The organism is Afipia sp. P52-10 (assembly GCF_000516555.1).
Classification (GTDB): domain Bacteria; phylum Pseudomonadota; class Alphaproteobacteria; order Rhizobiales; family Xanthobacteraceae; genus P52-10.
The window spans coordinates 398686-411769 of sequence record NZ_AZSJ01000003.1 but is presented as its reverse complement, the minus strand read 5'-3'; the positions used below and the strand labels follow the sequence as shown (position 1 = coordinate 411769).

11 protein-coding genes are annotated in these 13084 nt (G+C 62.2%); 7 read left to right on the top strand and 4 right to left on the bottom strand.

What is annotated here, in order from left to right; all coding sequences use genetic code 11:
• The first annotated feature begins 6 nt into the window (after positions 1-6).
• From X566_RS03275 to X566_RS03260, 4 genes are all read left to right on the top strand, one after another.
• Positions 7-753, top strand: a complete 747-nt coding sequence (locus X566_RS03275; protein WP_034463428.1) for an SDR family NAD(P)-dependent oxidoreductase — start codon at positions 7-9, stop codon at positions 751-753.
• Positions 754-757: 4 nt separating this feature from the next.
• Complete coding sequence (locus X566_RS03270; protein WP_034463426.1) at positions 758-1369, top strand: 2-hydroxychromene-2-carboxylate isomerase; 612 nt, start codon at positions 758-760, stop codon at positions 1367-1369.
• Positions 1370-1433: 64 nt separating this feature from the next.
• Positions 1434-2819: a phosphatidylserine/phosphatidylglycerophosphate/cardiolipin synthase family protein gene (locus X566_RS03265; RefSeq protein ID WP_034463424.1), complete on the top strand. Its 1386-nt coding sequence runs from the start codon at positions 1434-1436 to the stop codon at positions 2817-2819.
• A gap of 126 nt (positions 2820-2945) precedes the next feature.
• Positions 2946-4046, top strand: coding sequence for an LLM class flavin-dependent oxidoreductase (locus X566_RS03260; RefSeq protein ID WP_034463423.1), 1101 nt, complete (start codon positions 2946-2948; stop codon positions 4044-4046).
• Positions 4047-4100: 54 nt separating this feature from the next.
• On the opposite strand, the gene X566_RS03255 is transcribed toward X566_RS03260, so the two are convergent.
• From X566_RS03255 to X566_RS03240, 4 genes are all read right to left on the bottom strand, one after another.
• A complete protein-coding gene (locus X566_RS03255; RefSeq protein ID WP_034463416.1) occupies positions 4101-4955 on the bottom strand; it encodes a MaoC family dehydratase N-terminal domain-containing protein in 855 nt (284 codons plus the stop codon).
• Entirely contained in the window at positions 4952-6076 is a 1125-nt protein-coding gene (locus tag X566_RS03250; protein WP_034463414.1) for a CaiB/BaiF CoA-transferase family protein, read from the bottom strand. The genes X566_RS03255 and X566_RS03250 overlap by 4 nt, the downstream gene beginning before the upstream one ends.
• 10 nt (positions 6077-6086) lie before the next feature.
• Positions 6087-7271, bottom strand: coding sequence for an acyl-CoA dehydrogenase family protein (locus X566_RS03245; RefSeq protein WP_034463413.1), 1185 nt, complete (start codon positions 7269-7271; stop codon positions 6087-6089).
• 127 nt (positions 7272-7398) lie between these two features.
• Positions 7399-8649 (bottom strand): cytochrome P450, encoded by a 1251-nt coding sequence (locus tag X566_RS03240; RefSeq protein WP_034463412.1) that lies wholly within the window; start codon positions 8647-8649, stop codon positions 7399-7401.
• Positions 8650-8925: 276 nt separating this feature from the next.
• Between X566_RS03240 and X566_RS03235 the strand changes: the two genes are divergently transcribed.
• The 3 genes from X566_RS03235 (at position 8926) to X566_RS03225 (ending at position 12916) form a co-directional block, all read left to right on the top strand.
• The gene (locus X566_RS03235) at positions 8926-10401 is read left to right on the top strand and encodes a PAS domain-containing methyl-accepting chemotaxis protein (protein WP_034463411.1); all 1476 of its coding nucleotides are present in this window, start codon (positions 8926-8928) and stop codon (positions 10399-10401) included.
• Between the two features lie 139 nt (positions 10402-10540).
• The gene (locus tag X566_RS03230; RefSeq protein ID WP_051443840.1) at positions 10541-11722 is read left to right on the top strand and encodes an acyl-CoA dehydrogenase family protein; all 1182 of its coding nucleotides are present in this window, start codon (positions 10541-10543) and stop codon (positions 11720-11722) included.
• 21 nt (positions 11723-11743) lie between these two features.
• Positions 11744-12916: an isovaleryl-CoA dehydrogenase gene (locus X566_RS03225; RefSeq protein WP_034463410.1), complete on the top strand. Its 1173-nt coding sequence runs from the start codon at positions 11744-11746 to the stop codon at positions 12914-12916.
• The last annotated feature ends 168 nt before the right edge of the window (positions 12917-13084 follow it).

Sequence of the window (13084 nt, the reverse complement as noted above, 5' to 3'; positions counted from 1 at the left end):
GACGCCATGGCTGCCGATCGAGGAGCAACCGCCGCCATCATCGGGGCTGGCGACTACATCGGCGGCGCGATCGCCAAAAAGTTCGCCGCCGAAGGTTTCACCGTCTACGCAGGCCGTCGCCATGGCGAGAAGCTGGCACCGCTCGTGGCCGAGATCGAGGCTGCCGGCGGCAAGGCCGTCGGCCGTTCGCTCGATGGCCGCAAGGAGGAGGAGGTCGCCGCCTTCCTGAAGGATGCGGACGCGCACGCACCGCTTGAAGTCTGCATCTTCAATGTCGGTGCGAACGTGAATTTCCCTTTCACGGAAACCACCGAGCGTGTGTTCCGGAAGGTCTGGGAGATGGCTTGCTACGGTGGCTTTCTTGCCGGCCGGGAAGCCGCGCGACTGATGGTGCCGCGCGGCAGGGGCGCGATCTTCTTCACCGGCGCCACCGCCAGCCTGCGCGGCGGCGTCGGCTATGCCGCGTTCGCCAGCGCGAAGTTCGGTCTGCGCGCCCTGGCCCAGAGCGCTGCGCGGGAGCTTGGGCCGAAGAACATCCATGTCGCACATCTGATCATCGATTCCGGCGTCGACACGGCTTTCGTACGCGAGCGGATCAAGGCGCGGGAAGGCGAGGCGGCGTTGGACAACCTGCCGCCCGACCGCTTGATGCGGCCGGAGGCGATCGCTGGCGCGTATTGGCATCTCTACACGCAGCCCCGCGACGCCTGGAGCTTCGAGCACGAAATCCGTCCTTTCGCAGAGAAGTGGTGAACCCATGTCCAAGGTCGAGTTCCATTTCGATTTCGGCTCGCCGAATGCCTATCTCTCGCATCTCGTCATCCCGGAGATCGAAAAGCGGACGGGTGCGACGTTCGAATACGTCCCGGTGCTGCTCGGGGGCGTCTTCAAGGCCACCAACAACCGCTCTCCGGCCGAGAGCAACGCCGGCATCAAGAACAAGGGAGAATACGGCAAGATCGAGATGCAGCGTTTCATCAAGCGCCACAACATCACGGCGTTCAAGATGAACCCGCACTTTCCAGTCAACACGCTGATGATGATGCGCGGTGCGATCGCGGCTCAGCATCTCGGCATTTTCCCGCGGTATGTGGATCAGATGTATCGCTTCATGTGGGCGGAAGGGCGCAAGATGGACGATCCGGCCATTGTCGCCGCGTCCTGGAAGGAGAGCGGCTTCGATGTGGATAAGCTCGCAACGCTGATCCAGGATCAGGCCATCAAGGACAAACTGGTCGCCAACACCCAGGCATCGGTGGAGCGTGGCTGCTTCGGCTCGCCGACATTCTTCGTCGGCGACGAAATCTTCTTCGGTAAGGATCGTCTTCGCGATGTCGAGGAGATGATTATCGAGAGCAAGGCGGCGTAAGCGCAACGCTGCCTTCCCCGCCTGTGCTTGACACGCGCGAGCGGTGCCGGAACCATGGCCGCAGATGCATTCCGGCGAACGTTCCATTCCCTTCGCGAGCAGCGGCTCCTATCCCGTGCGGGCCGGCAACGCCGTGCGGCCGTTGATCGACGGCGAGCCTGCCTTTCGTCGAATTTGCGAGGCCGTGGAAGCGGCCCGCCACAGCGTCTGGGTCACGGTGGCGTGGATCTGGGAGGCATTTCGGATGCCGGATGGGCGTGGCTCGCTGTTCGACGTGCTGGATGCGGCGGCGGCCCGTGGCATCGACGTGCGGGTGATCTTCTATCGGCACACGGCCGAAGGACCGTTCCCGCGGCAGATCATCTTTTCCGGTACGGCGGAGCAGCGCCTCTGGCTCGAGAATCGCGGTTCGCGATTCTATGCGCGCTGGGATTCGACGCCGGTCTGGTCGTTCCATCACCAGAAGAGCTGGATCATCGATGCGGGCCACGAGACCGAAGTCGCCTTCGTCGGCGGCATGAATATGCGGCCTTCGACGGTCGCGCCGCGCGGGCATGTCAGCCTCGACGGCAAGTCGCAGGACCATGATGCCTACATCGAAATCGCGGGACCATCGGCGACCGATGTGCATCACAACTTCGTCCAGCGCTGGAACGAGGCGAGCGAGCGGCACCAGGATGACGGCGTCTTCGGCCATCTGCGCGACGACATGCTGCCGCTGCCGACGAGGCTTTCGCCGTCGCGCGGATCGGTGGTTGCGCAGATCCAGCGCACGATCCCGAATGGCCATTATGCCGAGGGGGCCTGGGCGCTGAGCGAGGTGGCCTACGATATCGCCGCTGGTGAATTCTCGGTCGCTGAGCAGTATGGCCACGCGATCGACGCCGCGCGACGGACGATCTACATCGAGAATCAAGCCTTCAGTTCCATTGCGATGCTTGAGCGTTTGAAGCGGGCCCTGGAGCGTGGTGTGCAGGTCGCGGCTGTTGTTCCGGTGCAGGGCGAGCACCACATGCGACGCTTTCGCGAGTTGTCCGAGCATCGGCCGTTGTTCGACCTGATCGCAGCGTGCGGTTCGCATGACAACTTTACACTTGCGGGATTGGCCGGGCCGATGCCGGATGGCTCGCGTGGAAATGTATACATCCACGGCAAGCTGATGCTGGTCGATGACGTCTTCGCGACGATCGGTTCGACCAATTTTGCCGATCGATCGTTCCTGAGCCAGACAGAGATGAACGTAAGCTTTCAGGATGCCGCCGAGGTCCGAGCGTTGCGTTGCGACCTGTTCGCTGAGCATACGGGCTATGATACGGCGGGCATGGGGGATGCGGAGGCGTTGCGGTTGTTCGCCGTCACCGCCCGCGCCAATGCCGCCCGCCGCGCTGCAGGCGAAACGAGCTGGCAAGGCATCGTTTTTGCGCTGGATCCGGCGACGTATGCAAGTTGAGGCTGCTCATCGCATTCGATGACATTGCACTGCGGCAAGACGGGTATTCCTGCGGCCATTCGTTGACGCGCAGCCGGTTCGCGCTCATCATCGCGAGCAATGTGCAGTGGCTGTAAGAGCAGAACCATGGCGATCGAATTCATCGGGTTCATCGGTAACAATGCCTCATCGGAGACGACGCCGCGCACCGGGCCGTTACTCGACGTCACCTACATCGAGACCTTGGCGAAGGCTCATGAGAACGCCGGGTTCGATCGCGCCTTGCTGGCGTTTCATTCGACCCTGCCGGATTGTCTGCAGGTCGGTCAGCACGTTGCCTCGGTCACGGGGCGCTTGAATGTCTTCATCGCACAGCGGCCGGGCTTTACGGCACCGACGCTGTTCGCACGGCAGTTTGCGACGTTGGACCATCTGACCAAGGGGCGGATTTCGCTCAACGTCATCACTGGCGGCGATTCCAGCGAGTTGGCGCAGGACGGCAACACGATCCATGACAAGGATGAGCGCTATGCCCGCACCAGCGAGTTCCTCGATATCGTCCGCGCCGAATGGACCAGCGCGAAACCGTTCGACTACGACGGCAAGTATTATCAGGTGAAGGGCGGGTTCTCGCAGCTCAAGCCTTATCAGCCCAATGGTATCCCGGTGTTCATCGCCGGCGCGTCCGATGCCGCGATCGAGGTGGCGGGCAAGCATGCGGATGTGTTCGCGTTGTGGGGCGAGACCTATGACGAGGTGCGCAACGTCATCGCGCGGGTGCGCGCGGCGTGCGCCAAGAACGGTCGCGCGGCCCCGCGCTTCAGCCTGTCGTTCCGTCCCATTCTGGCCGACACCGAGGAGGCAGCCTGGGCCAAAGCGGATGCGCTGTTGGAACGCGCCAAGGCCGTGCAGAACCAAACCGGATACATCCGCAAGCCCGCCGGACCACCCAATGAAGGCTCCAAACGTTTGCTCGCGCTGGCCGCGCAAGGCGAGCGGCTCGACCAACGGCTGTGGACCGGCATGGCTAATCTCACGGGTGCGCGGGGCAACTCCACCTCCCTGGTCGGCACGCCGCAGCAGGTGGCGGAATCGCTGCTCGGCTATTACGATTTGGGCGTCGAGATTTTCCTGATCCGCGGCTTTGATCCGTTGATCGACTGCATTGAATACGGCCGCGAATTGATCCCGCTCACCCGTAGATTGGTGGCCGAGCGTATCAAGGCGCGCGGGGTGGCTGCCGAATAGGCACAAAAACGCCCGGCACTTCGGCCGGGCTTCTGTCTCAGGTGTTTTGCGACCTCACCAGGACGCTTGTGCCTTCATGCAGGCGGCGCCGGCCGGGTTGGTGGTCCAGAGCTCGAAGCCATCGGCGGTCGGCTGGGCGTTGACGGCCATCGGCCCTGCGAACATCGGATTGACGCCGCGATGCACGAACCGCTTCGGCGCAACGCCGCCTTTCAGTTTGATCGCATATTCCAGCAGCAGCGCCGCCTGCAGCGGGCCATGCACGATCAGTCCGGGATAGCCCTCGACGCCCGTCACATAAGGCTGATCGTAGTGGATGCGGTGGCCGTTGAAGGTGACCGCCGAATAGCGGAACAGCAGTACCGGGTCGGCATTGATGCTTTCCGAATGCTGCGCCTTTGGCGCGGCGGGTGGCGGAGGCGGGGCTTTGCCGTCGGCCGGAGGCAGATCGCGATAGACGATGTTCTGGCGCTCCTTCAGCGCGACGCCGCGCGGGGTCGAGAAGGTGTGGTCGATGGTGAGAAAGCAGAGCGTGCCGGTGGAGCCCTGCTTTACCTCGACGTCTTTGATCTCGGACTGTTTGGTGACGACGTCGCCGACCCGGATCGGATCGACGAAATCGGTCTGGCCGCCGGCCCACATGCGGCGCGGCAGCGGCACCGGCGGCAAGAAGCCGCCCCGCGCCGGGTGACCGTCCGGGCCGATTTCAGGCGCTGCGACGATCGCCGGCGACAGGCACCAGTGGGTCGTCAGCGGTACGGCATCGCCGTTCTTGGGCTGGCCGATGTCGAGGAACAGGCAGGCGCGCAGCTCCTGTGCCATGCGGGCGGTGACGAGATCGGAGGTCTGGTCGACTTTGCCGATCCACTTGCGGAGATGGTCGAGATCGAGCGCGGGGGTTGTGCTCATGACGTGCTGGCTGCCTTCTTCATGATGGTTTCGGTATCCGAGCCCAGAGCGGGAACGGCACCATAGCTGCGGTTCTCGCCAAGGACGATCGCTGCCGGTGCTGGCACCGAGATGCGTCCGTTCGGGGTGTCGATAGCGATCCGCCGCAGATGCGGATGGCTTGCGAGATCGATGGCGGAGTTGACCTCGCCGTAGGCGATGTCGGCCTTGTCGAGGCGGGCGATCAACTGGTCGCGGGTGAGCGAAGCGAACACGTCCGCGACGGCCTTGTCGGTCTCGGCGCGGTTCGTCACGCGAGCGACCATGCTGGAAAACAGCGGGTTCTCCGGCAATTTCGGCTGCTCCATCACGATCGCGCAGAACACTTTCCACTCGCGCTCGCTCTGGATCGAGATCAGGATGTCCTTGCCGTCCTTCGAGGTGAATGCGCCATAGGGCGCGATCGAGGGATGCGACAGGCCCATGCGCGGCGGCGGCTTGCCGGCTTCGGAGTTGATCAGCGGTACCGCCATCCAGTCCGCCATCACGTCGAACATCGATACGCGGATGTCGGCACCCTGGCCGGTGCGGGTGCGGGCAAACAAGGCTTCGAGGATCGCCGCATGCGCGGTCGCGCCGGTGGAAATATCGACCACCGAGATGCCTACGCGGGAGGCGGCCTCAGCGCCGCCGGTGACCGAGCACAGTCCGCTCTCCGCCTGGATCAGCAGGTCGTACGCCTTGCGCTGGGCGTAGGGGCCGCTGTCGCCGTAGCCGCTGATGGAGCAGAGGATCAGCTTCGGATAATCCTTGCGCAACCGCTCACGCGCGAAGCCGAGCTTGTCGAGCGCGCCGGGTTTGAGGTTCTGTAGGAACACGTCCGCACTGGCGATCAGTGCCTCCAGCTCCTTGCGTCCTTCGTCGCTGGCGATGTCGATGATGACCGACTTCTTGCCGCGGTTGAGCCAGACGAAGTAGCTGCTCTGGCCTTTGATGTTGGCGTCGTAGGCGCGAGCGAAGTCGCCCTCAGGGCGCTCCACCTTGATGACGGTGGCGCCGGCGTCGGCGAGGCGGGTCGAGCAGAACGGCGCTGCGACCGCCTGCTCGACGGCGACGACGGTGATGCCTTCGAGGGGCAGCATCGGCTGGGCCTCAGTACGAACGCGGCATGCCGAGGACGTGCTCGGCAACGAACGACAGAACGAGGTTGGTCGAGATCGGCGCCACCTGATAGAGCCGCGTCTCGCGGAACTTGCGTTCCACATCGTACTCCTCGGCGAAGGCGAAGCCGCCATGGGTCTGCACGCAGGCATTGGCCGCCTCCCAGGCCGCGTCCGCCGCCAGCATCTTCGCCATGTTGGCCTCGGCGCCGCAGTCCAATCCCGCTTCATAAAGCCGCACGGCTTCCCGCACCATCAATTCGGCGGCACGCATCGCCGCATAGGCCTTGGCGATCGGGAATTGGATGCCTTGATTCTGGCCGATCGGCCGGCCGAACACCACCCGCTGGCTGGCGTAGTCGGTGGCCTTCTTGATGAACCACTTCGCGTCACCGATTGATTCCGACGCAATCAGGATGCGCTCGGCGTTCATGCCGGACAGGATGTAACGGAAGCCCTTGCCTTCATCGCCAATCAGGTTTTCGGCCGGCACCCGCATGTTGTCGAAGAACACCTCCGTCGTGGAGTGGTTCATCATGGTGCGGATCGGGCGGATGGTCAGCCCGTTGCCGAGCGCCGCCTTCATGTCGACGATGAACACTGAAAGACCATCGGTGCGTTTGGCAGCCTGGTCCTTCGGTGTCGTCCGTGCCAGCAGGATCATCAGGTCGGAATGTTCGGCACGGCTGGTCCAGATCTTCTGGCCGTTGACGACATAGTGGTCGCCCTCGCGTTTGGCCGTTGTCTTCAGCGACGAGGTATCGGTGCCGCTGGTCGGTTCGGTGACGCCGAATGCCTGCAGCCGCAATTCGCCGGTGGCGATGCGCGGCAGAAACTGCTTCTTCTGCGCGTCGTTGCCGTGCCGCAGCACGGTGCCCATGGTGTACATCTGCGCGTGGCAAGCGCCGGCATTGCAGCCCGCGCGATGAATTTCCTCAAGGATTGCCGCGCCTGCACCAAGCTTGAGGCCGGCGCCGCCATACTCTTCGGGGATCAGCACGGACAGGTAGCCGGAATCCGTCAGCGCTTTGACGAACTCGGTCGGATAAGCCATCTCGCGGTCGAGCTTGCGCCAGTATTCGCCGGGAAAGCTCTCGCAGAGCTTGGCGACGGCGTCGCGGATGTCCTGGTGACTGTCGTATCCGGTGGCTGCCTCGGCACTTACGGCAACGTTCATGGCGTATCCAACCCTTAAGCTATGTCTGAGAGCTATGTCTGAAACGTGCATAGCCCGGCCTTTGGGGCCGGGCTACAGCGAAAAAGCAGAGGTTGCCGAACGGCTCTAATGATTTGGTATAGCGATATTACGCCGCAATGCGCACCGGCATGTGCTCGTAGCCCTTGATGAAGCTGGAGTAGACGCGCTTCGGTTCCTCCACCAGTTCGATCCGGTCGAAGCGCTTGAGGATCTCTTCCCAGACGATCCTGAGCTGCAGTTCCGCCAGCCGCAGGCCGACGCAGCGATGGATGCCAAAACCGAACGACAGGTGCGTGCGCGGGCGCTTGCGGTCGATGATGAACGCGTCAGGATTCTCGATGACATCCTCGTCGCGATTGCCCGAGACATACCACATCACCACCTTGTCGCCTTTCTTGATCTGCTTGCCGGCAAGGTCGATGTCGGCGAGCGCGGTGCGGCGCATGTGTGCCAACGGGGTCTGCCAGCGCACCACTTCGGGGACGAAGCTTTCAACCAGCGCCGGATTATCCTTCAGCTTCTGATATTGGTCGGGAAACTTGTTCAGCGCATACACGGCTCCAGAGAGCGAATTGCGGGTGGTGTCGTTGCCGCCGATGATCAGCAGGATCAGATTGCCGAGGAAGTTGCGCTCGTCCATGTTCCGCGTGGCCTCGCTATGGGCCATCATCGACAGCAGATCATGCTTCGGCGGCTGGTTGATCCGTTCGTTCCAGAGTTTCTTGAAATACTCGCCACACTCTCCAAGGATGACCTGCTTCTCCTCGATCGTATCGATCATGCCCGCACCGGGGACGGCGGTGGCGATATCGGACCAGTAGGTCAGCTTGCGGCGTTCCTCCCATGGAAAATCGAACAAGGTCGCCAGCATCTGCGTGGTCAACTCGACCGATACCTTGTCGACCCAGTCGAACGTCTCGTTGCGCGGCAGGTTATCGAGGATCAGGCAAGCGCGCTCACGGATCGTGATCGCGAGGTTGTCGAGGTGCGTAGGGGTGAACATCGGCGCAACGGTCTTGCGCTGAGGCCCGTGCTTGGGCTGATCCATCGAGATGAAGCTCGGACGCCGGAGATCCGGCCGTGCGTCACGGATGGTGATGCCGCCGAGACTGGAATCGGACGAAAACACCTGGTGGTTGGTCTCGACCTCCATGATGTCGTTGTATTTGGTGACCGACCAATAAGGCCCGAACTCGCTGTCGCGGCAGTAGTGAACCGGGTCTTCCTTGCGCAGCCGTTCGAAATACGGCCAGTGGCTATCGGTGGCGTAAAGCTCCGGATCGCCGACGTGGAAGTCTTCGAGGGGGATCGAATAGGCCCGTTCTCGGGCGTCGCCGGGTTTGACCGTTCCGTGCATGGGGGTTCGTCCCTTATCGATCATCCGGCAGCGTGGCCCCGGATGATTGCGTTATCATTCGCGCAAAGGTGCCACGTCTCAGCGATTATGGGCGTGCTCCGGCGGTCAGGGCAAGCGCCGGTTGTGGCTGTCCCTCGGACTATTCCCGCATAATCGGCTGCGAATTGTCGAGTTTTTACAAGGTTTTTTCGCCAAAGGCAGCGCGATACCGTTCGCGTAAAAGTTGATTAAAATTTTCAGGGCACAACCGATGGGTTCACTGGAAGGACATACAGAATGTTCGGATCTTCTCGGGAATCGCAGGCCAAATTGGAAGCCTTGACCAAGTCGCAGGCCGTGATCGAATTTAACCTCGACGGCACGGTCATCACCGCCAACGATAATTTCCTGAACGCTGTCGGCTATCGGCTCGATGAGATTCAGGGCAAGCACCACAGCCTCTTCGTGGAGCCGGACTATCGTGACTCCCGGGAGTACCGCGAATTCTGGGAGCGCCTCGGCCGGGGCGAGTATCAGGCTGCCGAGTACAAGCGCCTGACCAAGAGCGGTCGGCCGATCTGGATTCAGGCCTCCTACAATCCGTTGTTCGGCCGGAACGGAAAGCCGTTCAAGGTGGTGAAGTTCGCAACCGACATCACGGCTGAGAAAACCCGCAGCGCGAACTATGAAGGCCAGATCAAGGCGATCCATAAATCACAGGCGGTGATCGAGTTCGATTTGGATGGCACGATCGTCAGCGCCAACGCAAATTTCTTGAGAGCCGTCGGCTACACGCTCGGAGAGATCGAGCGGAAACATCACAGCATGTTCGTGCCTCCGGTCCTGCGCGAGAGTGGCGAATACCGTCATTTCTGGGAGCAGCTTCGCCAGGGCGAGTATCAGGCGGGCGAATTCGAACGTGTCGGCAAGGGCGACAAGCGGATCTGGCTGCAAGCCTCCTACAATCCGATCGTGGATGCCGAGGGCAAGCTCTGCAAGGTGGTGAAGTTCGCAAGCGACATCACCGAGCAGGTCGAGCGCCGCCTGCAGCGGGCCGAGGCACAGAAGACCATCGATGCCGATCTCGGCAAGATCACCGATGCGGTTTCCTCGACCAACAGCCAGGCGACGTCTGCGGCTGCGGCGTCGACCCAGACCGCTACCAACATGCAGGCCGTCGCATCGGGCGCCGAAGAACTTGCCGCCTCGGTCGGCGAGATCAGCCGTCAGGCCGCAGATGCACTGACGATTTCGACTAAGGCGGTCGAGCAGGCGAACGAAACCAATGCGATCGTTTCGGGATTGGCTCAGGCGGCACAGAAGATCGGCGATGTGGTCAAGCTCATCAACAATATTGCCGATCAGACCAATCTCTTGGCCTTGAATGCGACGATCGAAGCTGCCCGGGCTGGCGAGGCCGGGCGCGGTTTTGCGGTGGTGGCCTCCGAGGTGAAGAGCCTGGCGACACAGACCTCGAAGGCGACCGATGAAATCAGCGGTCAGATCGCCGAGGTGCAGAACTCGACGACCAATGCGGTCAACGTTATCGAAGCGATCACCCAGACGATCTCGCGCATCAACGAAATATCGGCGGCGATCGCGGCCTCCGTCGAAGAGCAGTCGTCCGTGACGCAGAACATCTCGGAGAACATGCAGACGGCAGCGCGAGGCGTTGCCGACATCAACGCCAGCATGAACGAGATTGCCTCTGCGGCGCAGTCGGTCGACACCGCCACGCGCAAGGTCAAGGAAGCCTCGCGCGCGATCGTCTGACGGCGCAAATAGTCTAATATTCAGAACGGCGTGGAACGTGCAGCCGGCATTTGCCGGCCGCACTTCTTTCTCTTCTTGCGCCGTGCCATGGTGGGCCGGTTTCGCGCAGCGCATGGCGCGATCAGGGAGAGACGGACCGATGGATTTCAGGCTGACGGATCAACAGCAGCGCATGGTTTCGACCGTGCGTGACCTCGTCGAAGGCGAATTCAAGCCGAATGCGATGAAGTACATGGACGGCACATTTCCATGGCCGAACATGAAGAAGCTGGCGGACATCGGCGTTCTCGGCATGTCGGTCCCGGAGGAGTATGGCGGTCTTGGACTGTCGATCTTCGAAACAGCGTTGATTCTCGAGGAAATCGCCAAGGGGTGTTACGTCACCGCGATGGCGACGCTCGGTGAGGCCGGCGTGCAGACCCGGGTGATCTCCACCTACGCGCCGAACTCGATCAAGCGGCGCATCCTGCCGCAAGTGGTCAGCGGCGACTGCATCCTGGCCGTCTGCATGACGGAGCCGCATGCCGGCACGGACGTCGCCAATTACCGGACCAACGTCGATATCAAGGGGGACCGGATCATCCTCAACGGCGTGAAGACCCTGATCAGCCGTGCCGAGGAAGCCGGCATGTTCGTGGTCTTCACCCGGGTCGACCGCAAGCCCGGCCGTGATGGTATCGGTTGCGTGCTGCTCGAGCGTGGCACGCCGGGCTTCGAGGTGACCGGCACCTATCATACCATGGGCGGCGAGAACCTGCACGAGATCCAGTTCAACAACTGCGAGCTGCCGCTGGAGAACCTGGTCATCCGCGAGAACGGCTTCCGCAAGCTGCTCAGCGCCTTCAACACCCAGCGCTGCCTCAATCCATCCATCTCCCTGGGCCTCGCGGAAGGCGCCTTCGCTGAGGCGACGAAATACGCCAAGGATCGCGAGATTTTCGGCAAGCGGATCGGCGAATTCCAGGGCATCCGCTGGAAGCTCGCCGATATGTACAAGGACATCGAGACCGGCCGCAGTATCCTGTATCGGGCCTGCATGACCGCCAACCCGTTCCCGGACCCGTTCATGGCGGCGGTAGCCAAGGTGTTCTGCAACGAGATGGCGCTGCGCGTCACCAACGACGCGGTGCAGCTGCATGGCGGCTTCGGCTTCACCGACGAGTACGCGGTGTCTCGGCTTTATCGCGGCGCGCGCTACGGAACACTGGGGGGCGGCACGTCCGAGACCTTGCGCGATTTGATCGGCAAGCGGATCATGGCGGACGACGCAGAAGACCTCCTGGCCTATGACATGCTGACGGAGATCGATCTCGTCGCCTGAAGTCTGACGACGGAGACTTATATGATCGCCAACTCGTTGCGCGCGTTCAATTTCGATCTGGGTGAGACGGCGGATGCGATCCGCGAGACGGTCTGGAATTTCGCCTCGAACGAGATCGCTCCGCGCGCTGCGGAGATCGACAAGACCAATACCTTTCCGCGGGATCTCTGGCCCAGGATCGGTGCGCTTGGGCTGCACGGGATCACCGTCGAGGAGGAGTATGGCGGGGCAGGCCTCGGCTATCTCGAACACTGCGTGGCGATGGAGGAGATTTCGCGTGCCTCCGCCGCTGTCGGCTTGTCCTATGGCGCCCATTCCAACCTCTGCGTCAACCAGATCCGACGCAACGGCACCGAGGCCCAGAAGCGGAAATACCTGCCGAAGCTGATTTCAGGCGAACATGTCGGCGCGCTGGCGATGTCGGAGCCGGGGGCGGGCTCCGACGTGGTGTCGATGCGCACCCGAGCCGACAAGAAGGGCGACCGCTACGTTCTCAATGGCGGTAAGATGTGGATCACCAATGGCCCCGTGGCCGAGACGCTGGTGGTCTACGCCAAGACCGATCCCGATGCCGGCCCACGCGGCATCACCGCTTTCCTGATCGAGAAGGGAATGCAGGGCTTCTCCACGGCGCAGAAGCTCGACAAGCTCGGCATGCGTGGCTCCGACACTTGCGAGCTGGTGTTCCAGGATTGCGAGGTGCCGGAAGAGAACGTGCTCGGCGAGGTCGGCAAAGGCGTCAATGTGTTGATGTCCGGCCTCGACTACGAGCGCGCGGTGCTGGCGGCGGGGCCACTCGGCATTATGCAGGCCTGCATGGATGTAGTGATGCCCTACGTGCAGGAGCGCAAGCAGTTCGGCCAGCCGATCGGCACGTTCCAGCTGGTCCAGGGCAAGATCGCCGACATATATGTCACCATGAACGCCGCCCGGGCCTACGTTTATGCGGTGGCCAAGGCCTGCGATCGCGGCGAAACCACCCGCGAGGATGCGGCGGGCGCCATCCTCTACGCGGCGGAGCGGGCGACCCAGTGCGCGCTGGATGCGATCCAGCTTCTAGGCGGCAATGGTTACATCAACGATTACGCCACCGGTCGGCTGCTGCGCGATGCCAAGCTGTACGAGATCGGCGCGGGCACTAGCGAAATCCGCCGAATGCTGATCGGTCGCGAGCTTTTCGACAAATTAGGATAATCTGCCGTATCGAACCCGCGTCTGGGGTCTCGCGACTAAAGATCTAGTGATTCGATTCCGACATTTGCATCCCATTGCGGCGGCGACGCTTGCAAATGTTGGAATCAAAGAACCACTAGCAAACATAGTAGCTTGGTGAGCTTCGGGTTTGACATTCGCCTTCCGAGC

Bases quoted from the DNA above. Each gene is read 5' to 3' on its own strand.
- X566_RS03260 (WP_034463423.1), top strand. From the start codon at position 2,946: ATGGCGATCGAATTCATCGGGTTCATCGGTAACAATGCCTCATCGGAG.
- X566_RS03230 (WP_051443840.1), top strand. From the start codon at position 10,541: ATGGATTTCAGGCTGACGGATCAACAGCAGCGCATGGTTTCGACCGTG.
- X566_RS03275 (WP_034463428.1), top strand. From the start codon at position 7: ATGGCTGCCGATCGAGGAGCAACCGCCGCCATCATCGGGGCTGGCGAC.
- X566_RS03265 (WP_034463424.1), top strand. From the start codon at position 1,434: ATGCATTCCGGCGAACGTTCCATTCCCTTCGCGAGCAGCGGCTCCTAT.
- X566_RS03255 (WP_034463416.1), bottom strand. From the start codon at position 4,955: ATGAGCACAACCCCCGCGCTCGATCTCGACCATCTCCGCAAGTGGATC.
- X566_RS03235 (WP_034463411.1), top strand. From the start codon at position 8,926: ATGTTCGGATCTTCTCGGGAATCGCAGGCCAAATTGGAAGCCTTGACC.
- X566_RS03245 (WP_034463413.1), bottom strand. From the start codon at position 7,271: ATGAACGTTGCCGTAAGTGCCGAGGCAGCCACCGGATACGACAGTCAC.
- X566_RS03225 (WP_034463410.1), top strand. From the start codon at position 11,744: ATGATCGCCAACTCGTTGCGCGCGTTCAATTTCGATCTGGGTGAGACG.
- X566_RS03270 (WP_034463426.1), top strand. From the start codon at position 758: ATGTCCAAGGTCGAGTTCCATTTCGATTTCGGCTCGCCGAATGCCTAT.
- X566_RS03240 (WP_034463412.1), bottom strand. From the start codon at position 8,649: ATGCACGGAACGGTCAAACCCGGCGACGCCCGAGAACGGGCCTATTCG.
- X566_RS03250 (WP_034463414.1), bottom strand. From the start codon at position 6,076: ATGCTGCCCCTCGAAGGCATCACCGTCGTCGCCGTCGAGCAGGCGGTC.